Source organism: Giesbergeria giesbergeri (assembly GCF_054779375.1).
Genome location: NZ_BAAGYJ010000001.1, coordinates 732,521 through 756,876, shown reverse-complemented (window position 1 = coordinate 756,876; position 24,356 = coordinate 732,521). Strand labels below are relative to the sequence as shown.

The 24,356-nt window shown below is 58.1% G+C and carries 22 protein-coding genes and 1 tRNA gene; 8 read left to right on the top strand and 15 right to left on the bottom strand.

What is annotated here, in order from left to right; all coding sequences use genetic code 11:
* The first annotated feature begins 33 nt into the window (after nt 1–33).
* From ACYVB2_RS03420 to ACYVB2_RS03410, 3 genes are all read left to right on the top strand, one after another.
* The gene (locus tag ACYVB2_RS03420; protein WP_460535386.1) at nt 34–2,931 is read left to right on the top strand and encodes an LAGLIDADG family homing endonuclease; all 2,898 of its coding nucleotides are present in this window, start codon (nt 34–36) and stop codon (nt 2,929–2,931) included.
* A 93-nt stretch (nt 2,932–3,024) separates the two neighbouring features.
* On the top strand, nt 3,025–4,221 hold the full coding sequence (locus tag ACYVB2_RS03415; RefSeq protein ID WP_382429009.1) for a ribonucleotide-diphosphate reductase subunit beta: 1,197 nt from the start codon (nt 3,025–3,027) through the stop codon (nt 4,219–4,221).
* A gap of 188 nt (nt 4,222–4,409) precedes the next feature.
* On the top strand, nt 4,410–5,087 hold the full coding sequence (locus ACYVB2_RS03410; protein ID WP_382429011.1) for a histone H1: 678 nt from the start codon (nt 4,410–4,412) through the stop codon (nt 5,085–5,087).
* A gap of 81 nt (nt 5,088–5,168) precedes the next feature.
* Here the strand turns inward: ACYVB2_RS03410 and ACYVB2_RS03405 are convergent, their stop codons facing one another.
* The 6 genes from ACYVB2_RS03405 to ACYVB2_RS03380 all read right to left on the bottom strand — a co-directional run bounded on the left by ACYVB2_RS03405 (nt 5,169) and on the right by ACYVB2_RS03380 (nt 10,821).
* Nucleotides 5,169–6,668 (bottom strand): DUF3426 domain-containing protein, encoded by a 1,500-nt coding sequence (locus ACYVB2_RS03405; RefSeq protein ID WP_382429013.1) that lies wholly within the window; start codon nt 6,666–6,668, stop codon nt 5,169–5,171.
* A gap of 33 nt (nt 6,669–6,701) precedes the next feature.
* Complete coding sequence (gene prmA, locus ACYVB2_RS03400) at nt 6,702–7,586, bottom strand: 50S ribosomal protein L11 methyltransferase (protein ID WP_382429015.1); 885 nt, start codon at nt 7,584–7,586, stop codon at nt 6,702–6,704.
* Nucleotides 7,587–7,670: 84 nt separating this feature from the next.
* Complete coding sequence (gene accC / locus ACYVB2_RS03395) at nt 7,671–9,026, bottom strand: acetyl-CoA carboxylase biotin carboxylase subunit (RefSeq protein WP_382429017.1); 1,356 nt, start codon at nt 9,024–9,026, stop codon at nt 7,671–7,673.
* Nucleotides 9,027–9,072: 46 nt separating this feature from the next.
* Entirely contained in the window at nt 9,073–9,528 is a 456-nt protein-coding gene (gene accB, locus ACYVB2_RS03390) for an acetyl-CoA carboxylase biotin carboxyl carrier protein (protein WP_382429019.1), read from the bottom strand.
* Nucleotides 9,529–9,655: 127 nt separating this feature from the next.
* A complete protein-coding gene (locus ACYVB2_RS03385) occupies nt 9,656–10,210 on the bottom strand; it encodes a TlpA family protein disulfide reductase (RefSeq protein ID WP_382429021.1) in 555 nt (184 codons plus the stop codon).
* Nucleotides 10,207–10,821: a hypothetical protein gene (locus tag ACYVB2_RS03380; RefSeq protein WP_382429023.1), complete on the bottom strand. Its 615-nt coding sequence runs from the start codon at nt 10,819–10,821 to the stop codon at nt 10,207–10,209. Before ACYVB2_RS03380 ends, ACYVB2_RS03385 begins: the two co-directional genes overlap by 4 nt.
* Nucleotides 10,822–10,871: 50 nt before the next feature.
* On the opposite strand from ACYVB2_RS03380, the gene mpl reads away from it, so the two are divergent.
* Complete coding sequence (gene mpl / locus ACYVB2_RS03375) at nt 10,872–12,281, top strand: UDP-N-acetylmuramate:L-alanyl-gamma-D-glutamyl-meso-diaminopimelate ligase (protein WP_382429025.1); 1,410 nt, start codon at nt 10,872–10,874, stop codon at nt 12,279–12,281.
* On the opposite strand, the gene ACYVB2_RS03370 is transcribed toward mpl, so the two are convergent.
* From ACYVB2_RS03370 to rodA, 5 genes are all read right to left on the bottom strand, one after another.
* Nucleotides 12,271–12,582, bottom strand: coding sequence for a hypothetical protein (locus tag ACYVB2_RS03370; RefSeq protein ID WP_382429027.1), 312 nt, complete (start codon nt 12,580–12,582; stop codon nt 12,271–12,273). The genes mpl and ACYVB2_RS03370 overlap by 11 nt on opposite strands.
* 104 nt (nt 12,583–12,686) lie before the next feature.
* Complete coding sequence (locus ACYVB2_RS03365) at nt 12,687–13,808, bottom strand: 3-deoxy-7-phosphoheptulonate synthase (RefSeq protein WP_382429029.1); 1,122 nt, start codon at nt 13,806–13,808, stop codon at nt 12,687–12,689.
* 233 nt (nt 13,809–14,041) lie between these two features.
* Nucleotides 14,042–14,605 (bottom strand): hypothetical protein, encoded by a 564-nt coding sequence (locus ACYVB2_RS03360; protein WP_382429031.1) that lies wholly within the window; start codon nt 14,603–14,605, stop codon nt 14,042–14,044.
* 46 nt (nt 14,606–14,651) lie between these two features.
* On the bottom strand, nt 14,652–16,136 hold the full coding sequence (gene tldD / locus ACYVB2_RS03355; RefSeq protein ID WP_382429033.1) for a metalloprotease TldD: 1,485 nt from the start codon (nt 16,134–16,136) through the stop codon (nt 14,652–14,654).
* A 9-nt stretch (nt 16,137–16,145) separates the two neighbouring features.
* Nucleotides 16,146–17,369, bottom strand: coding sequence for a rod shape-determining protein RodA (gene rodA / locus ACYVB2_RS03350; protein WP_382429035.1), 1,224 nt, complete (start codon nt 17,367–17,369; stop codon nt 16,146–16,148).
* 139 nt (nt 17,370–17,508) lie between these two features.
* Between rodA and ACYVB2_RS03345 the strand changes: the two genes are divergently transcribed.
* Nucleotides 17,509–17,585: transfer RNA gene (locus ACYVB2_RS03345), tRNA-Arg, on the top strand.
* 57 nt (nt 17,586–17,642) lie between these two features.
* Nucleotides 17,643–18,218, top strand: coding sequence for a transcription elongation factor GreB (gene greB / locus ACYVB2_RS03340; RefSeq protein WP_382429037.1), 576 nt, complete (start codon nt 17,643–17,645; stop codon nt 18,216–18,218).
* Here greB and ACYVB2_RS03335 read toward each other — a convergent pair.
* The 4 genes from ACYVB2_RS03335 to ACYVB2_RS03320 form a co-directional block, all read right to left on the bottom strand.
* The gene (locus ACYVB2_RS03335) at nt 18,207–20,468 is read right to left on the bottom strand and encodes a RelA/SpoT family protein (protein WP_382429039.1); all 2,262 of its coding nucleotides are present in this window, start codon (nt 20,466–20,468) and stop codon (nt 18,207–18,209) included. The two genes, greB and ACYVB2_RS03335, sit on opposite strands and share 12 nt — an antisense overlap.
* 106 nt (nt 20,469–20,574) lie before the next feature.
* Nucleotides 20,575–20,778 (bottom strand): DNA-directed RNA polymerase subunit omega, encoded by a 204-nt coding sequence (gene rpoZ / locus ACYVB2_RS03330; protein ID WP_382429041.1) that lies wholly within the window; start codon nt 20,776–20,778, stop codon nt 20,575–20,577.
* A 28-nt stretch (nt 20,779–20,806) separates the two neighbouring features.
* A complete protein-coding gene (gmk, locus tag ACYVB2_RS03325; RefSeq protein WP_382429043.1) occupies nt 20,807–21,427 on the bottom strand; it encodes a guanylate kinase in 621 nt (206 codons plus the stop codon).
* Nucleotides 21,428–21,441: 14 nt separating this feature from the next.
* Nucleotides 21,442–22,359, bottom strand: a complete 918-nt coding sequence (locus ACYVB2_RS03320) for a YicC/YloC family endoribonuclease (RefSeq protein ID WP_382429045.1) — start codon at nt 22,357–22,359, stop codon at nt 21,442–21,444.
* Nucleotides 22,360–22,436: 77 nt separating this feature from the next.
* Here ACYVB2_RS03320 and ACYVB2_RS03315 point away from each other — a divergent pair, with 77 nt between their 5' ends.
* A complete protein-coding gene (locus ACYVB2_RS03315) occupies nt 22,437–23,456 on the top strand; it encodes a serine/threonine protein kinase (RefSeq protein WP_460535257.1) in 1,020 nt (339 codons plus the stop codon).
* Nucleotides 23,453–24,355, top strand: coding sequence for a PP2C family protein-serine/threonine phosphatase (locus ACYVB2_RS03310; RefSeq protein WP_382429049.1), 903 nt, complete (start codon nt 23,453–23,455; stop codon nt 24,353–24,355). The genes ACYVB2_RS03315 and ACYVB2_RS03310 overlap by 4 nt, the downstream gene beginning before the upstream one ends.
* The last annotated feature ends 1 nt before the right edge of the window (nt 24,356 follow it).

Genomic DNA, 24,356 nt, shown 5'->3' with positions numbered 1-24,356 from the left:
CATACCGGCCAACGCTCCGATGGTTCGCAGGCGGTGTTTGCCGGTAGCAGCACCAGTATTGATTTGCGTATTCCGGCCATCCCGGCCTTGGCGCAGCGTTTAGGCTGCCAAGCCGTGGGCAAACGCAACTGGCTGGTGCGCGATGGCGTGCTGTTCTCGCGTGTGCGGGCCGTGCGCTCTATCACGCCCAAGCCGCTGGTGGTCGATTTGAAGGTGGAGGTGGACGCGTCTTACCAAACCGTGGCGGGCTTGGCACACAACGGGGGCAAGCGCAAAGGGGCCGTCTGCACTTATCTGGAAACTTGGCACCTCGACATCGAAGAGTTCTTGGAGCTGCGTAAAAACACCGGCGATGACCGCCGCCGCACGCACGACATGAACACCGCCAACTGGATTCCAGACCTGTTCATGAAACGGGTCATGGAAAAAGGCCGCTGGACGCTGTTCTCGCCCTCCGATGTGCCCGATCTACATGAGTTGTTTGGCGCTGATTTTGAGCGTGCCTATGTGGCCTATGAGGAAAAAGCCGACCGGGGCGAGATTCCGCACCACCGCGTGTTGCCAGCCACCGACCTGTGGCGCAAGATGCTGACCATGCTGTTCGAGACGGGGCACCCGTGGATTACTTTCAAGGATGCTTGCAATGTGCGCTCGCCACAGCAACATGCGGGGGTAGTGCATTCGTCTAACCTGTGTTGCATGACCGCAGACCAGCGCGTTGTGACCGACCGAGGACTGGTGACCGTGGGCGAGCTGTTCCGCCAAGGTGGCAAGAACAAGGTAGTAGGGTTAGATGGCGTGTACGACGCGTCCGAGATGCTCTTGCCTCGGCCCAATGCGCCGATTGTGCGCATTGAAACCAAAGAAGGCTACCAACACAAAGTCACGCCGGACCACAAAGTGTGGGTCAAAGACCGAGGTTGGGTCGAGGCCCAGCATTTGGTGGCGGGCGATCATCTGCTCATCCAGCAATTAGAAGGGCTGTGGGGTAAGCGCCATCAACCCCAATTGAGCTACTTGATGGGCCTGATTGCTGGTGATGGCACTTTTGGCGACCACAGCGTTTTTGTCGATGTTTGGGAGCAGGATTTCGACCTGTTGGAGCCCACCACCCAAGTGGTGCATGAGGTGCTCGAAGGCAATACGGTGCTACGCACCACCTCGGTGAATACGCCGGTGTTTCGCATCGACCCCAAGGTAGGCAAAGCGCGTTTGGCCTCTGCCCCGTTGCGCCGTGTGCTGGCCGAACATGGTTTTAGCGCGGAAACCAAAACCCGCGTGCCTGAATTGGTCTGGCAGGGCGACCGCGAAACGGTGGCCGCTTACCTGAAGGGCTTGTATCTGGCCGATGGCAACATCGTCAGCAGTGCAGATGTCACCACGCTGGCGCTGGCTTCGGTGGATTTGCAATTGATTCAAGAGCTGCAAATTCTGTGGGCTAATTTTGGTGTCAAATCGTCCATCAACCAGATGCGCGGCCATGAAGAGCATCTGTTGCCCGACGGTCAGGGGGGGCGTCAAGCCTATTGGAGCAAGCCGCTGTACCGCTTGCTGATTACATCGATTCAGGGCTGCCGTATTGCCGAGGCCGTTACTGGCTTGGCCGCGCACCGAGGCTCAGAGGCAGCCCAGCGTTATCTGGCCAATCTGGAAAAGCCCGGTTATGCCCAAAAGATGTATGCCACGTTTACCGGCTTGGTGCCTTTGCCCAACGAAGATGCCTATTGCTTGTCGGTAGATTCGGAGACCCATGCTTGGACAGTCAATGGCTTGATCACCAAGAACACCGAAATCACCCTGAACACCAGTGACACCGAAACCGCCGTCTGCAACCTTGGCTCGGTCAATTTGGCGCAGCACCTGAAAGATGGCCCGCACGGCAAAGAGCTAGACCACGACAAGCTCCAGCGCACCATCCGCACCGCTATGCGGATGCTGGACAACGTGATTGACATCAACTACTACGCCGTGCCCAAGGCGCGTGAGTCCAACTTGCGCCATCGTCCAGTGGGCTTGGGGCTCATGGGCTTCCAAGACGCACTGTATGCCTTGCGCCTGCCTTATGCGTCCGTACCAGCGGTGGAGTTTGCCGACCGCTCGATGGAAGCCATTTGCTATTACGCCTACTGGGCCTCGACCGAGTTGGCGGCCGAGCGTGGGCGCTATTCCAGTTACGATGGTTCTTTGTGGAGCCGGGGTATTTTGCCCAAAGATTCGATTGATTTGCTGGCACAAGCCCGTGGCGGTTATATCGAAGTAGACCGCTCGCAAACGCTGGACTGGGAAGCTCTGCGCGCCAAAATTGCCCGCGATGGCATGCGTAACTCCAATTGCGTTGCCATTGCACCTACGGCCACCATTTCCAACATCGTGGGTGTTGATGCCTCGATTGAGCCATCATTTGGCAATCTGTCGGTCAAGTCCAATTTGTCGGGTGAGTTCACCGTCATCAACCACTATTTGGTGCACGACCTGCAACGCTTGGGCCTGTGGGATGAGGCCATGGTGATTGACCTCAAATACTTCAAAGGCTCGCTGCACGCGATTGACCGGGTGCCAACAGATATCAAAGCCTTGTATGCCACCGCCTTTGAGATTGATCCGGGTTGGTTGGTCGAGGCGGCATCGCGCCGCCAAAAGTGGATTGACCAAGCCCAAAGCCTCAACATCTACATGGCGGGTGCTTCGGGTAAAAAGCTGGATGAGACCTACAAACTGGCCTGGCTGCGTGGTCTCAAAACCACTTACTACCTGCGCACGCAAAGTGCTACCCATGTGGAAATGAGCACCGTGCAGCGCCATCAGCTCAATGCGGTGGCTTCGGGGCAAGTGGCCCCCCCAGTGCAGGCTGCTTTTGTGGAGGCAGAGACACCGGCTACCGATATCCGCTTTTGTGCGATTGATGATCCGGGCTGCGAAGCCTGTCAATAAATTGGTCACAAACCTATAAAAACCCCGCAGTGCAGCGTTTCGGTGCTTTTCATTTGGAATCGCTGCTCTCATAATTCGAGCACTGGAAAATCTATGTTGACTTGGGACGAAGAAGTTACGCCCACACTGCAAAAAACACACGACAACGGTTTGCCTAAAAACCGCTGGGGTGCTTCAGCACATCCACAGTTTTCGCCCCTGAGCTTCCAGTCCGTGCCCACACCTGCCGTGCCTGTGGCTGCTGCGGCAGCGCCGGTGTTGGTGGGCAACCATCGCCGCGTTAGCGCAGCCGACAAGCGCATCATCAACGGCCAAACGGACGTCAACCAGTTGGTGCCGTTCAAGTACAAATGGGCTTGGGAAAAATACTTGGCCACCTGCGCCAACCACTGGATGCCGCAAGAAGTCAACATGACGCGCGACATCGCCCTCTGGAAAAGCCCCAATGGCCTGACCGAAGATGAGCGTCGCATCGTCAAGCGCAACTTGGGATTTTTTGTCACTGCCGATAGCCTCGCGGCCAACAACATCGTGCTGGGCACTTACCGCCACATCACTGCGCCCGAGTGCCGCCAGTTTTTGCTGCGCCAAGCGTTTGAAGAAGCCATCCATACCCACGCCTACCAATACATTGTGGAATCTCTGGGGCTGGATGAGGGCGAAATCTTCAATGCGTACCACGAAATTCCTTCCATCCGTGACAAAGATCAGTTCTTGATTCCGTTCATTGAGGCCATCATGGACCCTGCCTTCAAAACAGGCACGCCCGAAGCCGACCAGACGTTGCTCAAGAGTCTGATCGTGTTTGCTTGTCTGATGGAAGGGTTGTTCTTCTACGTTGGCTTTACGCAAATTTTGGCATTGGGCCGGCAAAACAAAATGACGGGTGCCGCCGAGCAGTACCAATACATTCTGCGTGATGAGTCTATGCACTGCAACTTTGGCATTGACCTCATCAACCAACTCAAATTAGAAAATCCGCATCTTTGGACGGCCAGCTTCCAGCAAGAAATTAAAGCATTGTTCTTGCACGCCGTCGAACTGGAATATGCCTACGCTGAAGACACCATGCCGCGTGGTGTGCTGGGCATGAATGCGGGTATGTTCAAAGGCTATTTGCGCTACATCGCCAACCGCCGGGCCACGCAAATCGGCTTGGAGGCATTGTTTCCGAACGAAGAAAATCCGTTTCCTTGGATGAGCGAAATGATCGATCTCAAAAAGGAACGCAATTTCTTTGAAACCCGCGTGATTGAATACCAGTCGGGCGGTGCCCTGTCCTGGGACTGAAACCCTGAGCACGGCACTTTCATGGCTTTTTTTCACCTGCCCCGCATCCGCTGCACCCTGATACCGTGCAGCTTGGCGGAGCGTTTTCATGTTCATGCTGGTGCAAGCGCGTCTTGCCTTGCCATGAACCTCTCCAGGCCTCTCACAGGCCGGGAGTGCTCTGTGCTCATCGTCCCAAGGAGAACATAATGGCACCTGCCAAGAAACCCGCCGCCCCTAAGGCGGCCACCCCCAAAAAAGCGGCCCCCGCCAAAAAGGCTGCTGCTGCCACTGCTGTCAAGGCAGAAGCCGTTGCTCCTGTGCCAGAGGCCGTGGTAGTTGCTGCGCCCGTCAAAAAGGCTGCTGTGGCTACCAAAAAGCCTGCTGCCCCAGCCAAGGCCGCCACCAAGAAGGTGGTTAAGGCTCCTGTGGCCGTTGCACCGGAAGTAGCCGCTCCTGCCCCTGCTGCCAAAAAATCTGCGGCCAAGAAGGCACCTGCAGTGGCTGAAACGGCACCTGCGGCCAAAAAGGCAGTAGCTAAAAAACCTGCAGCAGCCAAGAAGGCCGTAGCAGCTGCACCCGCTCCCAAGGCGGCACCTGCCGCTGTCAAAAAGGTGGCTGCCAAGAAGGCTGCTGCGGCACCAGCAGCCCCCGTCGTAGCCGCTCCAGAAGCGCCTGCTGCACCTGTTAAGAAGGCCGTAAAAGCGCCTGTGGCCAAGAAGGCCTCTACCAAGGCGGCGCCAGCTGCACCAGCCCCTGTAGAGGCTGCTGCACCCGCTAAGGCACCTGCAGTCAAAAAGGCCAGCAAGGCCACAACGGCCCCTGTCGTCAAGACCACGCTGAACGAAAAGGCAGTCTGGCCATTCCCACAAGGCACTAAGCCCTGAGTTGGGTTTGGTTTTTGAGCGGCCTTGGAGCTGATGCCTGTAACCCGGTGCTAACCCACCGGGTTTTTTGATGGATTGCGTTCAGGGGTAAAACGCCAGTACCCGGTATCCAGCCATAGGGGTATTGTTTGTAGCGATACGTACCAACAAGGTTGAGCTAAATTCTGCTTGGGGTGCCAAGGTGCTGCTGGCACCGAGTTCTTGCGGGGTAAACACGCGCCGCACCACGGCTTGTTCATTGGCATCGGTCAAGGTCAGTTCTACCGCAGGCATTTCCAGCATCAGGGCCGAGCGGTTCTTGAGCGTAACTGCAAAGTGATAAACACCGCCATCCACACGGTTGAAGGACGAGCTCTCCACCACCACTGCACCAATTTGCCGGTGCAGGCGCACTGTGCAATCCAGCGGCGCACACAACAGTTCCAACATGGGGCGCCAAGAGGGTTGTGAGGCTGCCAACCGGTGACGGTCGTGGATCAAGATCTGTCCCAGCAACCCTAGCAACAGCACGATAGCCAGTAGACCCAGACCGAGGCGCACAGCCGGTTTACGCCACAGTGCTTGACGCCGTGCGGCCCGTACAAAAGAAGGTTCATCGGGGCCAACCTCGGGCGGGGGCAGTTCTGTGCTGGGGCTGGCTGGGGGGGGCGATGTGCGTTTGCTTTGTGGCGGCTCTGTGGTGGGTGTGTGGGGGGCTGCATTGCTTGGCACCGCACTGGGCATGGCAGCGGCCATCGGCGTTGCAGACCGTGGTGCAGGGGGCTGTGTCTCTGTCCATTCCAACGGGCCGCTGGGTTCTATGCGTTCATCCGAAGCAGCAATAGGGGCGGTGGGCGTGCGAACAGCAAAGATGTCTTCTGGCGTGGGCAAAGGGGCCAACACAGGTGCCAGATCCAATTCTGGCATGACCGGGCTTGGGTTTGATTCAGCCTCTGCGGTGTTGGCGAGTTCTGCCTCTGCGGCACGATCAGCATCCACTTCCAGGGCTGGCTCGGGCCAATCGATATCGGTGGGAATGCTGGCCGCCGGAATGGGTGCAGGCACCTGTGGGGCCGGTGCAGGGGGCGCAGAGACCGGCGCCGGTGGTGGCGGAGTGATGGCCTCGGGCCAGTCCAGATCAATGTTGCTGGCGGCAGGCACCACGTTGGCTGTGGCTACTGGGGGCTGGGCGGGCGTTGTGTGGCCGGTGGTGGCCACGGGCACATCGAGTTCAAGATCCAGATCAGGGGCCGCAAAGTCCAGCGCCTCTTGGGGTGCTGTGGCAACCTCCTCGGGGCTGGGCGGTGCAGGTGGCGCAGGGAGTGGTATTTCCCAAGGGTCTTCTGGTGGTGGCGGTGGCTCGGGTGCTGGCGGTGGCGAGCGGGTGGCAGCCAACGTGGTGGAGGCACCGCTCTGTGTGGTGCTGTTGGTGGTCTCAGCGACCGCGCCAGCCACTGATGGGGGCGCTGACTGTAGATGCTGTGTGGCATCAAACACATGCCCACAATGACCGCAACGCACCCACCCTTCTGAAATGCGGAGTTGATCTGGAACGACCTTAAACAAAGTCGTGCAAGACGGGCAGCGGGTGATCTGGCTCATCGGCGGTGGCTTGTAGGCGGGCGTTGATGGGTGTCAGCGTTTTGCAGTCATCAGAATCCAGCCATCCTGGGTATCAGCCACTTGCAGCGACAAATAGGGGGCATAGGCTTCTTGGAGTTCCTCGGCTTGGCGCTCTAGGATACCGGCCAGCACCAGATGGCCGCCAGCGGCCACATGGCCACACAGCAACGGGGCCAATACCCGCAGTGGTGTAGCCAAAATGTTGGCCAGCACGGTGTGGTAGCTGCCTTGCGCCAACTCGGGCAGGCCCGAACGCACCTGCACGCCGTTGGCGTGGGCGTTTTGCTGGCTCGATTCCACAGCCGCTGGGTCGATGTCTACGGCGTCAATGTCTTGCGCGCCAAATTTGGCTGCACCAATGGCCAAGATGCCTGAACCACACCCATAGTCCAGCACCCGGCCCAAGCTGCCTTCTGGTTGGCGGGCAATCCAGCGCAAGCACATCCGGGTGGTGGGGTGGGTGCCGGTGCCAAAAGCCAAGCCTGGGTCGAGCCGAATGATGCGAGTGGCTTGTGCAGGTGGTTCATGCCATGTGGGCACAATCCAAAAATCGGGCGTGATATCCACTGGGGCAAATTGCGATTGTGTGAGCCGCACCCAGTCTTGGTCAGCGAGGGGGCTGATGCCGAGTATGGCGCAGCCCTCAAAAAACTCTTGGGCCTGCAACAAATCGCGGGCTTCTTGGGCCAAGGCTTCGGTAGCAAACAAGGCTACGATGCGGCTGCGTTGCCAACCGTCTTTGGGTGGTGGCATGCCCGGTTCGCCAAACAGAGCCTGTTCGGCATCGGTCTGTGCGTCGGCATCTTCTACGGAGACGCTCAGCGCATCGAGCGCATCGAGCGCATCGCTCAGGGATTCAACCCGGTCTTCCGGGCTCATCAGGCTTAATTCATACATGGCTGGGTGCCTTCTTCTGCACTGCAATGAAAAAACAGGCCCGCGCCTGGTGTTTGGCGCAGACCCTTGGTCAGAGCGGCAGGTTCAGCGTTGGCGCTGCGAGAGCCACTCTTCGAGGTAGTGGATATTGGTGCCACCTGCCATGAATTTGGCATCCACCATCAGTTCACGGTGCAGTGCGATATTGGTGTTGATGCCTTCAATCACTGTCTCGGCCAATGCGGTGCGCATTCGGGCCAAGGCTTGCTCGCGGGTGTCGCCATGCACAATGATTTTGCCGATCATCGAGTCATAGTTAGGCGGTACATAGTAGTTGGTGTAGACATGTGAATCCACACGTACCCCCGGCCCGCCCGGCGCATGCCAAGTGGTAATGCGCCCTGGCGATGGCGTGAACTTGTATGGGTCTTCGGCGTTGATACGGCACTCAATGGCATGGCCGCGCAGTTGGGCATTGATCTGGCGTTGGGTGAAGGGCAACTTCTCGCCTGCGGCCACCATGATTTGGGTGCGCACAATGTCCACGCCAGTGATCCACTCCGTGACCGGGTGTTCCACTTGGACGCGGGTGTTCATCTCGATAAAGTAAAACTCGCCGTTTTCGTACAAGAACTCAAAGGTGCCTGCGCCACGGTAGCCGATTTTCTTGCAGGCGGCCACGCAACGGTCGCCAATGCGATCGATCAGACGCCGCGAAATATCGGGGGCCGGAGCTTCCTCAATCACCTTTTGGTGGCGTCGTTGCATGGAGCAATCGCGTTCACCCAAATAGACAGCATTGCGGTGCTTGTCGGCCATGACCTGGATTTCGATATGGCGTGGGTTTTGCAGGAATTTTTCCATATAGACCGCTGGATTGCCAAAGGCAGCTCCAGCTTCGGCCTTGGTCATCTGCACCGCATTGACCAGCGCGGCCTCAGTATGCACAACCCGCATACCCCGGCCACCGCCACCGCCAGCGGCCTTGATGATGACCGGATAGCCGATGGCTTTGGCAATGCGCTTGATCTGTACGGGATCATCAGGCAACTCGCCCTCCGAGCCAGGCACGCAGGGCACGCCAGCACGGATCATGGCCTGCTTGGCCGACACCTTGTCGCCCATGATGCGGATGGACTCGGGCGTAGGGCCAATGAACTGAAAGCCGCTGCGCTCCACACGCTCGGCAAAGTCGGCGTTCTCGGACAAGAAGCCATAACCGGGGTGGATGGCCTCTGCATCGGTCACTTCAGCCGCCGAGATGATGGCTGGCATGTTGAGGTAACTCAGGGGCGAGGGCGCTGGGCCGATACAGACGGCCTCTTCGGCCAGCTTGACGTATTTGGCGTCACGGTCGGCTTCAGAGTACACCATTACCGCCTTGACGCCCAGCTCTTGGCAGGCGCGCTGAATGCGCAGGGCGATTTCGCCACGGTTGGCGATCAGAATCTTTTTGAACATGGGTGTTTTTGCAGCAGATGACTCGAAGGGGGAGAGCATCGGTGCTTTACTCGATCACAAACAGGGGTTGACCGTATTCGACCGCTTGGCCGTTTTCACCCAGAATGCGCGTGACCGTGCCCGATTTGTCGGCCTCTATCTCGTTCAGGATTTTCATGGCCTCTACGATGCAGACGGTTTCTCCTTCTTTGACCTGGCTGCCCAGTTCGACAAAAGGCTTGGCGCCGGGGCTGGAGGCGCGGTAGAACGTGCCCACCATGGGGGATTTGATGGTGTGGCCTGTGGGGGTGGCGGCAGGTGCGGGCAATTCGGCTACGGCCGCCGCAGCGGGCTGCACAGGGGCCATCGTGGCAGCCTGCATTGGGGCAGCTACAAATTGCTGCACAACGGCTCCACCGCCCTTGACGATGCGGACTTTGCCTTCGGCCTCGGTGATTTCCAGTTCCGACACGTTTGACTCGGAAACGAGGTCAATCAGGGTTTTGAGTTTGCGCAAATCCATGCAAGGCTCCAAGAGCTAAAAACTGAACAGGGCGCGAATTTACTCTAATTTCACGCTACTGCGGTCTTTTTGGTGTATTTGAAGGGAAGGAGAAGTATCTTCTAGGCAGACGCCGCAGCATCAGGCGTTAACGCAAAGCTGTCCAGCTTTGCAATAGCTGCGGTGTGACTTGGCCGATTTTACGTTGTCGGACTTGACCATTGACATCGAGCAGCACGGTAAAGGGCAGTCCCCCACCTAAGTTGCCCAGTGCGCGGGCCAGATCAGCGCCTTCCAGGGGGGCCAGCACCACGGGAAAATCTACAGGCTGGCGTGCCAAAAATTGGCGCACGGCTACCGGCTTGTCCACAGCAATGCCCAGCACTTGCCAGTCGTTGGCTTGTTGTTGCTGAAAGAAGTGGTTGAGCAGCGGCATTTCGGCCACACAGGGGGGGCACCAAGTGGCCCAGAAATTGAGCAGTAGAGGCCGGTGTTGAAAGGTGCGCAGGGCCAGCGAATGCCCCTCGAGCGGAGTGTCGAAGGTTTTCTCCCAGAATTGGGGGATTCCCTCTGGTGTGTCAGACGGGGGGCTGGAGCGTTGGCTTTGCCACCAGCCCCACCCAGCGCCAGCCACCGCTGTGGCCGCTACGGCACCGCTCAAGAGCAAACGACGGCGTTGATCAAGGGGGGGCTTGAGGGTCATGGTGGTGCAGTCACCGTGTCAGTGGCAGCCAGCAATTGGCGTACGGCAGCTATGTTGCCCCGTGGTGTACGCCCTTGGCTGTCGGGGCGCAGAGCACCACGCAGATCGTCCAGATCGTAGATCAGCAAATGTATGCCCACCACCGTATCCAATGCAGGCAGGGGGTGACCTATGGTGAGTGCTTCCACCGGCTGGCCGTGTAAGCCGTTGACCATCTGGGCGTCATAGTCTACCCCTCGGTTGATGAGCAGAATTTCTGCCGATTTGGGATCGTCGCAAAACAGCGATAAGTAAATGTCAGACAGGCGAGTGGCGGTGCCATGCCAAACCGCTCCGGCCAAGTGGGGCCGAAACTCGGCCAATCGCTCCATCCACAACAAGGCCAACTCGCGTAAGGCGCGCAACTCTGGTGGTTGGGTGTCTGCGCAAAAAATAGCAATGTGTTCAGCCAGCGCCGCTTCTAGCAGGTCGTTGTCGGGCAGGGCGGTGCGAGTGGGCAGGCCCAAATCCCGCACTGCCCGGCGTTTGGCGGGGCCATAGTCCAGCCCCTCATCCACCACCAGACGGGCGGCAGCTTGGGCAATTTCGGTGGCAAGGTGGGTGTTTTGCATGGTGCAGTTCTCAGGCTCCATTGTGGCGTGCAACCGTAGAATCTGCGCCCATGCACATACACATCCTAGGCATTTGTGGCACCTTCATGGGCGGCGTGGCCGCATTGGCCCGCGAGGCCGGACATCGCGTGACGGGCTGCGATGCCGGTGTTTATCCCCCCATGAGTGACCAACTGCGCTCTTTGGGTATTGAGCTGATCGAGGGTTTTGGCACTGAGCAACTGGCATTAAAGCCCGATGTCTTTGTGATTGGAAATGTGGTCAGCCGTGCCCATCTGCCCGATGGCAGTCCCAAGTTTCCACTGATGGAGGCCATCTTGGAGGCCGGTTTGCCCTACACCAGTGGGCCGCAGTGGTTGGCCGAACAGGTATTGCAAGGCCGCCATGTGTTGGCCGTGGCCGGTACGCATGGCAAAACCACCACCACCTCCATGCTGGCATGGGTGCTGGAATGCGCTGGTTTGCAACCGGGGTTTTTGGTCGGTGGTGTGCCCCTCAACTTTGGTGTCTCTGCCCGTTTGGGGGCCGCCATTCGGCCCAGCACTGGCCCCGGCCCGTTGGGCAGTGCGCCGCTGTTTGTGATTGAAGCCGACGAATACGACACGGCTTTCTTTGACAAGCGCAGCAAGTTTGTCCACTACCGCCCACGCACGGCCATTTTGAACAATCTAGAGTTCGATCATGCCGACATCTTTGACGATCTGGCTGCCATCGAGCGCCAATTTCACCACTTGGTGCGCACGGTGCCACCATCTGGGCAGGTGGTCGTTAATGGGTTGGAGGAAAGCCTGGCGCGGGTGTTGCATACCGGCTGCTGGAGTGGCACCAGCAGCTTTGGTGCCACTGTGAGCGATTTCACTACAGAAGGCCCACCCGATGCCTTTGATGTTTTGTACCGCGGCCAGTGTGTGGCGCGGGTAGAGTGGGCGCTCAGCGGCGTTCACAATCAATTGAACGCCTTGGCTGCGATGGCTGCCGCAGCGCATGTCGGGGTTGCACCCACCGTGGCAGCAGCGGCGCTGGGCAGTTTTCAGAATGTGCGCCGCCGTATGGAACAGTGCGGAGTGGTGCGTGGCATCGCTGTTTATGACGACTTCGCCCACCATCCCACTGCCATGCGTACCACCTTGGATGGTTTGCGCCAGCGTGTTGGCCGTCAGGCGCGCATTTTGGTTGCCTTTGAGCCGCGCAGCAACACCATGAAGCTGGGCACCATGAAAGCCCAATTGCCTTGGGCGCTAGAAAATGCCGACCAAGTGTTTTGCCACACGGCCGGACTAGACTGGGATGCTGCGGCCGCCTTGAGCCCCTTGGGGGGGAAGGCACACACAGCCGCCAATATTGCCACGCTGGTCACGCAAATCACCGCTGTTGCGCAGCCTGGCGATCACATCTTGTGCATGAGCAATGGTGCCTTTGGCGGCATCCACGGATTGTTGTTAAAGGCGCTCAGTAGCTGATGGTCATGGAGGGCACATCCACATGGATGATGGGCTTGACCAACACCGCATGGGTAGCACGGGCAAATGCAGTGAACCATGCTGCATCAGACAGCAGCGTCGTGCCTGCTGCTGACGCCACCGTCAGTACCTTGTCGGCCAGCAGCACTTTGCCGCTGGCGCGCAGGGGTTCGCACTCTAAGCGGGTGAATTCATCGTCCAACCAGCGGCGGGCTTCTTCATTGCTCATCGGCTCGGCGTGTTCGAGGTCGAAGCGAAACTCTGCGTTGTGTTCCAAGGTGACGGTAACTTCTCTGTGCATGGATCTATCTTTCTAATGGAGAGGACAAAGGGCAGTTGTCTCCGCTGCCCTGTAGCGCAATATTTGCAGCGCCAACGCTAGCTTACACTGGCGCAGCTTGCCTGTCAGCGGGCGCGGCGCGCTTGCACGGCAGCAGCCAGGTCGGCCAATGACTGCACCGAGTCATCCCAACCCAAGCAGGCATCGGTAATGCTCTTGCCGTATTCCAGTGCGCAGGGGTCGTCTTTGCCTGGTGTGAACTTTTGCGCGCCTGCGTGGATGTGGCTCTCAATCATCACCCCAAACACGCTGTGCGAGCCAGAACCAATTTGGCTGGCAATGTCGCGCACCACATCGCGTTGCTTTTCATGCTGTTTAGAGCTGTTGGCGTGGCTGCAATCGACCATCAAGGTGGCGGGCAGCTTGGCGTTTTCCAGGTCTTTGCAGGCTGCGGCAACGCTGGCCGTATCGTAATTGGGTGCCTTGCCACCGCGCAGGATGACGTGGCAGTCTGGGTTGCCTGTAGTGTCTACGATGGCTACTTGCCCATTTTTGTGTACCGACAAGAAGTGGTGGCTGCGGCTGGCCGACTGAATCGCATCGGTAGCAATACGGATGTTGCCATCGGTGCCATTCTTGAAGCCAATCGGGGCCGACAGGCCAGAGGCCAGCTCGCGGTGGACTTGGCTCTCGGTGGTGCGCGCGCCAATAGCCCCCCAGCTGATCAGGTCGCCAATGTATTGCGGCGAGATCACGTCCAAGAATTCGCTACCGGCAGGCACACCCAGACGGTTGATATCGATCAGCAGTTGGCGGGCCATACGCAGGCCTTCGTCAATGCGGTAGCTATCGTCCAAGTACGGATCGTTGATGAGCCCCTTCCAGCCGACGGTGGTGCGGGGTTTTTCAAAGTAGACGCGCATCACGATTTCCAGCGTGTCTGCGTATTGGGCGCGTACGGCTTGCAGACGGCGAGCGTAGTCCAGTGCTGCGGCAGGGTCGTGAATCGAGCATGGGCCAATGATGACCAACAGGCGGTCGTCTGTGCCTGCCATGATGTTGCGAATGCTCTGACGGGTTTGTGTGACCAGCGTTTCGATGCTGGTGCCCCGGATGGGGAAGAAGCGGATTAAATGTTCTGGAGGGGGCAGCACGGTGATGTCCTTGATGCGTTCGTCGTCGGTCTGGCTGGTCTTCTCGACGTGCTGATACCAGGGCTCAGTGACAGGGGTGGCTTGTGTGCTCATGCTTGTCTTCCTTTGGATGGATCAAAGTGGGGGGTTAAAACAAAAAACAACAAAAAACCGCCGGGCTTTGCAGCATCGGCGGTGTGTGAAAAGGGTTCAGGTGCTTGCGCGCTCGCCTCTCTCATCCGCCTGGGATAGAGAAATAGAACCAAAAATAAAAAGCGCGTGCAATCGACATGGGAAAGCAATGTAGCACAGTCTGGTGCATGGCATTGCAAGGTGGGCAGGGCGCCTCAGCGGTACCGTTGCTGCCACCAGTGTTGCCAGTGCCGCAATACACCCTGCCACCATGATGCGGGCGTGCTGGGTGCGGACAGAGGTGCTTCAGAGCTTCCTGCCAACAGCAAACCCAGACCCTGCTGGTACATGTCCAACAGCAGCAGACCCTCGCCCAAAGTGCGCCAGGCCAATTGCTCCATCTGGTCAAAGGCGATGCCCTCGCCACTACTGCGTTGTGCCAGAGCCTCACGCCAGCGTTGCACAGCCTGTGCCAGCTCGCGCAAGGCCCGCTGGTAGCTGCTCCATTCGTACATGGTCTTCCAAGCGGCCCCCAGGTGGCCCACAAACGCTTGGTGGTGACGCAGTTCTTGGGCCAAGGCAGCCGCACGGCGGGCGATGGCGGTGGATTCACGGCGCCGCCGCCGCGCACCCACAGCCACATCCAGCGCCTTGGCCAGTGCGCTGACGCTGTCACGCAACAGGCGCAACTCTTCATCGGCTACGCATTCGCGCAGCAGGTAACTGATGTCGGCAAACGATTGTGCCGTCTGCGAGGCTTCAGTCAGTGGCCCGGACATAGTGCAGTCCTGTGGGCAGTGCCAAGCCGTAGGCAAGGTCTGCGGCTCAGGCGGTGCCCCCTACTGTCAAGCCATCAATGCGCAAGGTGGGTTGCCCCACCCCTACGGGCACGCTTTGGCCTTCCTTGCCGCAGGTGCCCACTCCGCTGTCCAAGCGCATGTCGTTGCCAATCATGCGGATCTTTTTCAGGGACTCAGGGCCACTGCCAATGATGGTGGCGCCTTTGACCGGATACAAGATTTTGCCGTTCTCAACCCAATAGGCTTCGCTGGCGCTGAAGACAAACTTGCCCGAGGTGATGTCCACCTGTCCGCCACCAAAGTTGCTGGCGTACAGCCCCTTTTTGATGCTGGCGATGATTTCTTGCGGATCTTTGTCGCCACCGAGCATGTAGGTATTGGTCATGCGTGGCATGGGGATGTGGGCATAGCTTTCGCGGCGGCCATTGCCGGTGGGGGCCACACCCATCAAGCGCGCATTGAGGGCGTCTTGGATGTAGCCCTTGAGGATGCCGTCTTCGATCAGCACATTGCGCTGGCTGGCATGGCCCTCGTCATCCACATTGAGTGAGCCGCGCCGATCGGCCAGTGTGCCATCGTCAAGCACGGTCACGCCCTTGGCGGCTACGCGTTGACCAATGTGGCCACTGAAGGCGCTGGAGCCTTTGCGATTGAAATCGCCCTCCAGCCCGTGGCCTACGGCCTCGTGCAATAGCACGCCGGGCCAGCCGGGGCCAAGCACCACGGTCATTTCTCCTGCGGGCGCTGGGCGTGATTCCAAATTGACCAGTGCAGCATGCACGGCTTCGTCTACATACTGTGTGATCAGTGTTTCATCAAAATAGGCCAGACCAAAGCGGCCGCCGCCCCCGGCAGAGCCTACCTCGCGGCGTCCCCCCTGTTCGGCAATTACCGTGACCGACAAGCGCACCAGCGGGCGTACGTCGGCGGCGAGCGTACCATCGGCACGGGCCACCAGCACCACATCGTATTCGCTGGCCAAGCCCGCCATGACTTGGGCCACCCGGGGGTCTTTGGCACGGGCACGTTGCTCTACGCGTTCGAGCAAGGCCACTTTGGCCGTGCTGTCTAAGCTGGCGATGGGGTCGGTGCCGGGGTACAAGCTCCGGCTGGTGGCTACCTTTTGTGTGGGAACACGCACCTTGCCTGCCTGTGCGACGGCACCGATAGAGCGCACCGTGCGGGCCGCATCAAGCAGCGAGGCCGCCGAAATATCATCCGAGTAGGCAAAGGCGGTTTTCTCGCCGCTCACGGCCCGCACCCCCACGCCTTGGTCAATACTGAACGAGCCGGTCTTGACGATGCCTTCCTCCAGACTCCAACCTTCGCTGCGGGTGTACTGAAAATACAAGTCGGCATCATCGACCTGATGGGCACGGATTTCTGCCAAGGCTTGTGCCAGATGGCTTTCGTCCAGCCCAAAAGGGGTCAGTAGTAACTGGCGGGCAATGTCGATACGTTCAAGGGTAGGCGCGCGCCGCGGTGCGGCAGAAGTGGTACGGGAGGTCATGCGGTCATTTTAGGGTGCAGGCTCTGGCTGTGCAGGTGCTTCCCCCATCGGAATGCCTGTCACGTCTACAGGCTGGTTGTGTGTCACGGGCATGCGTTGCGCCCTGGCAATCGACATCAGAATGCCCAGTGCCAATCCCAGCGTCACCATGGCAGTGCCACCATAGCTGATAAAGGGCAGGGGCACCCCCACCACGGGCAGCATGCCGCTGACCATGCCCATATTCACAAAGGCATAGGTGAAGAAGATCATGGACACGGCGCCTGCCATGAGCCGCCCAAACAGGGTGTTGGCTCCCAACGCAATAGCCAGCCCCCGCCAAACCAGAAACAAGAAGCAGGCCACCAGCAGCAAATTGCCCAGCAAACCGAACTCCTCGGAGTAGGCCGCAAAGATGAAATCGGTGGTGCGCTCCGGAATGAACTCTAAGTGCGTTTGGGTGCCAGCCATGAAGCCCTTGCCCCAGACGCCGCCTGAGCCAATAGCAATCATTCCTTGGATGATGTGAAAGCCCTTGCCCAGCGGATCGCGGGTGGGGTCGAGCAAGGTGCACACCCGCTGTTGCTGGTAATCATGCAGCAAAGGCCAGCGCACGCCGGGGGCGCACAGGTCATCACCAAACCACACGATCAGGCCAATACCAATCAAGCCCAGCAGTACCGGCGGAATCACCAGCTTCCAGGGTAGGCCCGCAAAGAAGATGACGGACAAGCCCGCCGCCAGCACCAACAGCGAGGTGCCCAGGTCGGGCTGCTTCATGATCAGCCCCACCGGCATGGCCAGCAGAGCTGCTGCCACCAAAAAGTCCAGTGGTCGCAATTGCCCCTCACGCTTCTGGAACCACCAAGCCAGCATCAGCGGCATGGCAATCTTGAGCAGCTCGCTGGGCTGTATCACCACGCCCACGTTAATCCAGCGTTGTGAGCCCTTTTTGGTAATGCCAAACAGGGCCACAGCCACTAGCAAAATCACCCCCAGTGTGTATAGGGGCACGGCCAGCATCAGCAGCCGTTGGGGCGGCACTTGGGCCACAACAAACAGAATGCCTGCGGCCAACGCCATATTGCGACCGTGATCCATGAAGCGGGTGCCGTGGTCATAGCCCGATGAATACATAGCCAGTAGCCCCAGACTGGCTAGCAGCATCAATGCCAGTAGCAGCCAGCCATCAAAACCGCGAAAGAATGGCTGTAAACGCTGTAGCAGCGACGGCTGCTCAAAAGTGATTCCCATGGCGCAATTATCGGTGTGGACGGCAAAAATTGCGCTACAATAGCGGCTTGAATTTGCAAACGCTTCAAAAAAGCCCAGCAAACACTCAAATTTAAGACAATTTAAAAAGTCAAATTTTAGTGTTATAATTCAAAGCTTAGCGGCTGTAGCTCAGCTGGATAGAGTACTTGGCTACGAACCAAGGGGTCGTGGGTTCGATTCCTGCCAGCCGCACCAATAGGTAAGCCCTGAAGCCGCAAGGTTTCAGGGCTTTTTCCTTTAGGTGTTCTCTCGATGAGCAAGGCATTCACCAAAGAAACAGAAGCTGTCGATGAAGATGACGTCAGCTTGCCGCCACTGCCAGCAGGCAGCAAAAATTACATCACCCCGGTGGGCTATGGTCGTCTGAAGGCTGAGTTGTTGGCCTTGATCGATACCGAGCGCCCTCGCATTGTTGATATTGTCCATTGGGCTGCCAGCAATGGTGATCGCTCAGAAAATGGCGACTACCTCTACGGCAAAAAACGACTGCGTGAAATCGACCGGCGCATTCGCTTTCTGACCAAGCGCCTAGAGTTGGCAGAAGTGGTAGACCCGGCGGTACACATGGGCAATACCCAAGTCTTTTTTGGTGCTACGGTCACTTATGTCGATGATCTGGACTGTGAGCGCACCGTCACTATTTTGGGCATTGACGAGGCTGACAGTGCGCAAGGCCAGATCAGTTGGATCTCTCCCGTGGCACGGGCCTTATTGAAGGCCAGGCAGGGCGATCAGGTAGATTTGCCCACCCCTGCCGGAGTCCGTACCCTAGAGCTGTTGCAGGTGCAATACAGCGCGGTTTTTTCGGCGCTGTCGTCAGCGGCGTGAAGCGCGTAGTACTGCAGGCACCCGGCGCAGGTTGCGCAAAGCGGTTTCTAGGTGGGCTTGATCACGCACAGCCACAATAAACCGCAGGTCGATGGTGTCTAGCGCCACCTCGTCATCCATATCCACATGGATGATGTCGGCCTCGGCTTCGGCCAATTCGGATGCGACTCTGGCCAATACCCCTTTACCATTGCTGATGGTGACGACAACGCCGGCTTCAAACAAGCGGGAGGGCTCATCGGCCCAATCCACCGTGATAAAGCGTTCACTGTCTTTGTGTTGCAGCTTTTGTGCAGTGGCGCACTGTGCTGTATGAACCACCAAGCCCTCACCCCGACCGAGGTAGCCAATGATGTTGTCCCCCGGAATGGGGCGGCAGCAATGGGCATATTGCACCGAAGCATTTTCACTGCCATCCAACGTCAGGCCACCTTGAGATACTGTTTCGTGCGAGGTATAGCGTTCGCGTGTCATGAGCAGGGCATCAGGTCGGTAGCCGTGCTCGCTCATCAAGACGGTCAGTCGTTTGGCGACGATACTGGCAATGCGCTTGCCCAGACCGATGTCGGTCATGAGCTCATCACGGCTGCGGCTGCCAGTAAAGCGCAGCAGCTTGTCCCAGACCGCCTGTGTGTTGCCATCGGCGGGGGGCAGTTCCTCAATGCCTTCGGCACGCAAAGCCTGTGTGAGCAGTTTTTCTCCGAGACCTTCGGACTCTGAGTGGGCCAGGGTTTTGAGGTAATGTCGGATTTTGGAGCGTGCCCGACCTGTGCGGACAAAACCCAACCAAGCTGGGTTGGGGGTGGCATCGGCGGTGGTGATAATTTCCACCACATCACCGTTTTTCAGTTCGGTGCGCAGTGGTACCTGCTCGTTATTGATTTTGGCGGCTGAGGTGCGGTTGCCAATGTTGCTGTGGATGGCATAAGCAAAGTCCACCACGGTGGCCCCCTGTGGCATGGCCATGATCTGGCTCTTGGGGGTAAACACGTACACGGCGTCTGGAAACAGATCGACTTTGACATGATCCCAGAATTCGGCGGCATCACGCGTTTCGTTCTGGATGTCTAGTAGAGATTGCAGCCATTTGGTGCCCAGTCGGTCGGCGGCAGTGCCATCGTGTTCTTGGGCTTTGTAAAGCCAATGCGCAGCGACACCGGCCTCGGCAATGATGTGCATCTCCTCGGTGCGCAACTGGAATTCAATGTTGATGCCAGAAGGGCCGACCAAGGTGGTGTGTAGCGACTGATAGCCGTTGAGCTTGGCAATGGCGATATGGTCTTTGAACTTGCCCGGTACGGGTTTGTACATCTGGTGCAGCAGACCCAGGCCGGTATAGCAGTCGGTGATGGTGGGCACAATGACGCGAAAGCCGTAGAGGTCTGTGACCTGGGCAAAGCTCAAGTGCTTGAGCGTCATCTTTTGGTAAATGGCATACAGGGTTTTTTCGCGGCCCGCCAGACGTACCTTCATGCCATTTTTGCTGAACACCGCATCTACATCGGCCTGCACTTTTTGCACCAAGTCGCGGCGTCGGTTGCGTGCTTTGTTGATGGCTTTGTTCAGGGTGGCATAACGCCAAGGGTGCAGGTGACGGAAAGACAGGTCTTGTAATTCGCGAAAAGTTTGGTTTAGGCCCAAACGGTGCGCAATGGGGGCATAGATTTCTAAGGTTTCAGACGAAATGCGCTTCCATTTGCTGCGTGGCATATCTGACAGCGTGCGCATATTGTGTGTACGGTCGGCCAGCTTGATAAGAATGACACGCACATCGCGCGCCATAGCCAGCAGCATTTTGCGAAAAGACTCAGCCTGGTTTTCCTCACGGGTGTCAAATTGCAGTTTGTCGAGTTTGGTCAACCCATCGACCAGTTCGGCCACTGGGGCGCCAAAACGCTCAATCAGGTCGGCCTTGGTGATGCCGCAGTCTTCCATAGCATCGTGCAGCAAAGCTGCCATCAAGGCCTGTGCATCGAGTTTCCAGGTGGCACACTGTGCCGCCACAGCAATAGGATGTGTGATGTAGGGCTCACCGCTATTGCGTAATTGGCCCAAGTGGGCAGTATCTGCATAGCGATAGGCTTGGCGCACCAGCTCAATGCTGGCGGGGTCTAGATAGTCTAGGTTGTCGGTCAGGGCTGCAAAGCTGGCTGCTGCTGCATTGGCAGCCGCCGTAGCGTTCCCGCCAGCCGGGTGGTCACCCGCATTGGAGGAGCCAGGGGAGGAGGAAGATTTCAATGCCGCATTCATCCCTTAAATGTAGCGCCGCTGCGGGGGGTCGTAAAAGCTGGATAAAAGACCATAAAAAAAGCACCGTCATGAGCGGTGCTTTTGCCATGGCACACAGGCCAGTGGATCAGGTAGGAACCTTCTTGAGCATTTCCAGGCCGACCTTGCCAGCTGCAATTTCGCGCAGGGCCGTGACGCCGGGCTTGTTCTTGCTGTCGATGCGTGGAGCATGACCTTGGCTGAGCATACGGGCGCGGTAGGTGGCTGCCAGCACCAATTGGAAGCGATTAGGAATTTGCTCAAGGCAATCTTCTACAGTGATGCGGGCCATGATTTCTCCGGGGGAAAGGATAAGTGCTTCAGGGGATGTCGAGCGACGCGAAGGTGGCCGCTTTGGCGCGCCGCTGTGCGGCGTAGCGCAGGCGCTGGGCATGAACAATGGTGCTGAGATCTTGCACTGCCCGATCAAACAAGTCGTTGATTATAACGAAATCAAACTGGTGGGCTTGGGCCATTTCTTCGCGTGCGTTGTGCAACCGCAGGGCCATGACTTCGGGGCTGTCTTCGCCCCGGCCTTGTAGGCGGGCGCGCAACTCTTGCCAGCTGGGCGGCAAAATGAAGATCAGCACCGCAGCAGGAAAGGTTTGGCGCACTTGCAGCGCACCTTGGTAGTCAATTTCGAGCACCACATCCGCGCCGTCGGCCATACGGGCTTCGATGGCCTGTTTAGAGGTGCCATAGCGTTGCCCATGAACATGGGCCCATTCGACAAAAGCATCGGCGGCCACCATGGCATCAAATTCGGCGGCTGAGGCAAAGAAGTATTCGCGTCCGTGTTGCTCTTGCCCGCGTGGGGCACGGGTGGTGTGCGAGATCGACAACTGCAACTGCGAGTCTTGTGCCAGCAGTGCCTTGACCAAACTGGATTTGCCAGCCCCGCTGGGGGCGGCCACTACAAACAGATTTCCGGGGTAATCCATAAAAAACGATGTCGTTATTCGATGTTCTGTACCTGTTCGCGCATTTGCTCGATCAGCACTTTCATGTCCACGCTGATGCGGGTCAGCTCTAGCGCGGCGGATTTGGAACCAAGGGTATTGGCCTCGCGGTGCAGCTCTTGGATCAGAAAATCCAGCCGTTTGCCAATGTCACCACCTTGGTGCAGCAGACGTTCGATTTCGTCCAAGTGCGATTGCAGCCGCGTGACTTCTTCTGCGACATCGATACGGATGGCAAAAGCCGTGGCTTCGGACAGGGCGCGGTCTTGTGCGGCTTCGGGGGTGGCGCTGCCTTCGGCCAGACCCATAGCTTCTTTCCAGCGTTCCATAAAACGCTGGCGTTGTTGCTCTACCAGTCGGGGCACCAGAGGGACAGACTGTAAGGCCAGGGTGCGCAGTTGGCTGACCCGTTCATGCAGCATGGTGGCTAGGCGTGTGCCTTCTTGGGCGCGTGCTTGGAGCAGGGCATCCAGGCTCTGGTGTGCCAAGGCGGTGATAGGGCCGCTCCAGTCTTCGGGGGCTGCACTGGTGCCGGTGGAAAAGCGCAGCACTTCGGCTACAGACAGCGGGCGAGCCTGGGGCAGCCAAGCTTGCACCGTATCTTGTAGAGAGCTAAGACGCTGTACCAGCCGGGGATTGATATCGGGCAGGGCGCTGGCATCGGCTTGCTCTAGCCAAGCGCGGACTTCGACTTTGCCACGCTTGATTTTTTGTGTGACCAAGGTGCGCAGCACGGGCTCCAAGGCACGCAGTTCGTCAGGTAGGCGCAGTGATAGATCAAGAAAGCGGCTGTTGACCGAGCGGATTTCCAGACCCAGGCGACGGCTTGGCGATGCGACCGATTCGGTGGCAGTGTGGCCTTGGGGCGTACCCAGCTGGGCGCTGGCGTATCCGGTCATGCTGTAAACTGGCATCAGGCTTTTGGTGGGTTGCTTGCAATGCACGGGATTATCCGGCTTATGTACAGACTGGCCCGTTTTCTGCGAAAAATATGTCCAAAATCAAACCAGCGCCATTGCCACCCGATACCCCTCTGGGTGGATACCGTGTGATACGTCGGCTGGCTGCTGGTGGTTTCGGCGTGGTCTACTTGGCTATTGACGGTGATGGTCAAAAAGTGGCCATCAAGGAGTATCTGCCCTCGTCACTGGCCACGCGCGCACCGGGTGAGCTGACGCCCAAGGTGCCCCCTGAAAAGCTTTCGTTGTACCGGTTGGGGCTGAAGAGCTTTTTTGAAGAAGGGCGCGCACTGGCGCAAATCTCACACCCTTCGGTGGTGAGTGTGCTCAGCTTCTTCCGTGAAAACGAGACCGTTTACATGGTGATGAACTACCTAGAAGGCGCGTCCTTGCAGGATTTCATCGTCACGGCCCGTGATCTCAAACGCGAAAAGGTGTTTCGGGAGTCCACCATCCGCTCTTTATTTGACGAGGTGTTGCGCGGCTTGCGCATTGTGCATCAGCACAAGATGTTGCACTTGGACATCAAGCCTGCCAATGTTTTTGTGACCGATGACAATCGGGCCGTGTTGATTGATTTTGGTGCTGCGCGTGAGGTGTTGTCTAAAGAGGGCAATTTCATTCGGCCCATGTACACCCCCGGTTTTGCAGCCCCCGAGATGTACCGGCGTGATTCGTCAATGGGGCCGTGGACAGACATTTACGCCATTGGTGCCTGCATTTATGCTTGTATGCAGGGCTTTCCGCCCACCGAAGCACCGCAGCGCCAAGACAAAGACCGCCTGACGCTGGCGCTGGGCAAACTGCGTGGGGTCTACTCCGACAATCTGATTGAGGTGGTGGAGTGGTGCATGGCACTCGACCCGCTGTCACGTCCGCAGTCGGTATTTGCTTTGCAAAAAGAACTCAGCCGTGAGGGCGAGCGTCGCTATACCAAACTGACCGTGGCTGAAAAGATGCGAATGCAAATTGATTCGTTGGTGTCTGACACCCGCAAGAATGTGCAAAAAGTGGCTGCACCTGCTGCTGGTATCGGGGCCAAGCCGTCATGAAGTTTTCAGTCTTTCAGATCAGCCGACGGGGTGGCCGAGAAAAAAACGAAGACCGCATGGGGTACTGCTATACCCGTGAGGCCAGTTTGTTTGTGTTGGCCGATGGTATGGGGGGCCATCCAGAAGGGGAGGTGGCCGCTCAGATTGCGTTGCAAACTATTTCGGCCCAATTCCAACACCAGGCCAAGCCCACGGTGCCAGATGCGCAGGCATTCTTGACCTCTGCCTTGTTGGCTGCCCACCATCAAATTTTGCGTTACGCCAGTGACAAGGCCATGCTGGATTCACCACGCACCACATTGGTGGCAGCTGTATTGCAAAATGGCAGTGCCACTTGGATCCATTGTGGTGATTCGCGCCTGTACGTCGTGCGTGGCCGGGAGTTGCTGACGCGCACCCGCGACCATTCCTTTTTAGAGTTGGGGCGGGCTCCACCATCAGGGTCAGACCGCTTCAATCGCAATGTGTTGTTCACCTGTCTGGGTTCACCCACCAAGCCCATATACGACATGACCGGCCCGGTGCCGTTGGAGCAGGGAGATCGCATCTTGCTGTGCTCGGATGGTCTTTGGAGCAGTGTGGACGATGTGGAGATCACACGCCAGTTGGGCAGTTTGGCGGTGTCGCAGGCGGTGCCAGAACTGGTAGAGGCCGCCTTGCGCAAGGCAGGTGCCAGCAGCGACAACGTGACTGTGGTGGCGTTGGAGTGGGAGACGCCCGATACCTTTGAATCTACCCAAGGAATTTCTACCGACAGCATCGGGGATGGCATTTTTGCTTCTACCATCCAAGCTGGGCCATTGGATACCTTGGTCGATGATTTGGATGAGGAGGCCATTGAACGCTCCATCGCGGAGATCAATGAGGCCATTCGCCGTTCAGCGGCCCGCAAAGCGTAAC

Coding starts and splice junctions, on each gene's coding strand:
- ACYVB2_RS03415 (WP_382429009.1), top strand. CDS start 3,025: ATGTTGACTTGGGACGAAGAAGTTACGCCCACACTGCAAAAAACACAC.
- ACYVB2_RS03410 (WP_382429011.1), top strand. CDS start 4,410: ATGGCACCTGCCAAGAAACCCGCCGCCCCTAAGGCGGCCACCCCCAAA.
- ACYVB2_RS03405 (WP_382429013.1), bottom strand. CDS start 6,668: ATGAGCCAGATCACCCGCTGCCCGTCTTGCACGACTTTGTTTAAGGTC.
- prmA (WP_382429015.1), bottom strand. CDS start 7,586: ATGTATGAATTAAGCCTGATGAGCCCGGAAGACCGGGTTGAATCCCTG.
- accC (WP_382429017.1), bottom strand. CDS start 9,026: ATGTTCAAAAAGATTCTGATCGCCAACCGTGGCGAAATCGCCCTGCGC.
- accB (WP_382429019.1), bottom strand. CDS start 9,528: ATGGATTTGCGCAAACTCAAAACCCTGATTGACCTCGTTTCCGAGTCA.
- ACYVB2_RS03385 (WP_382429021.1), bottom strand. CDS start 10,210: ATGACCCTCAAGCCCCCCCTTGATCAACGCCGTCGTTTGCTCTTGAGC.
- ACYVB2_RS03380 (WP_382429023.1), bottom strand. CDS start 10,821: ATGCAAAACACCCACCTTGCCACCGAAATTGCCCAAGCTGCCGCCCGT.
- mpl (WP_382429025.1), top strand. CDS start 10,872: ATGCACATACACATCCTAGGCATTTGTGGCACCTTCATGGGCGGCGTG.
- ACYVB2_RS03370 (WP_382429027.1), bottom strand. CDS start 12,582: ATGCACAGAGAAGTTACCGTCACCTTGGAACACAACGCAGAGTTTCGC.
- ACYVB2_RS03365 (WP_382429029.1), bottom strand. CDS start 13,808: ATGAGCACACAAGCCACCCCTGTCACTGAGCCCTGGTATCAGCACGTC.
- ACYVB2_RS03360 (WP_382429031.1), bottom strand. CDS start 14,605: ATGTCCGGGCCACTGACTGAAGCCTCGCAGACGGCACAATCGTTTGCC.
- tldD (WP_382429033.1), bottom strand. CDS start 16,136: ATGACCTCCCGTACCACTTCTGCCGCACCGCGGCGCGCGCCTACCCTT.
- rodA (WP_382429035.1), bottom strand. CDS start 17,369: ATGGGAATCACTTTTGAGCAGCCGTCGCTGCTACAGCGTTTACAGCCA.
- greB (WP_382429037.1), top strand. CDS start 17,643: ATGAGCAAGGCATTCACCAAAGAAACAGAAGCTGTCGATGAAGATGAC.
- ACYVB2_RS03335 (WP_382429039.1), bottom strand. CDS start 20,468: ATGAATGCGGCATTGAAATCTTCCTCCTCCCCTGGCTCCTCCAATGCG.
- rpoZ (WP_382429041.1), bottom strand. CDS start 20,778: ATGGCCCGCATCACTGTAGAAGATTGCCTTGAGCAAATTCCTAATCGC.
- gmk (WP_382429043.1), bottom strand. CDS start 21,427: ATGGATTACCCCGGAAATCTGTTTGTAGTGGCCGCCCCCAGCGGGGCT.
- ACYVB2_RS03320 (WP_382429045.1), bottom strand. CDS start 22,359: ATGCCAGTTTACAGCATGACCGGATACGCCAGCGCCCAGCTGGGTACG.
- ACYVB2_RS03315 (WP_460535257.1), top strand. CDS start 22,437: ATGTCCAAAATCAAACCAGCGCCATTGCCACCCGATACCCCTCTGGGT.
- ACYVB2_RS03310 (WP_382429049.1), top strand. CDS start 23,453: ATGAAGTTTTCAGTCTTTCAGATCAGCCGACGGGGTGGCCGAGAAAAA.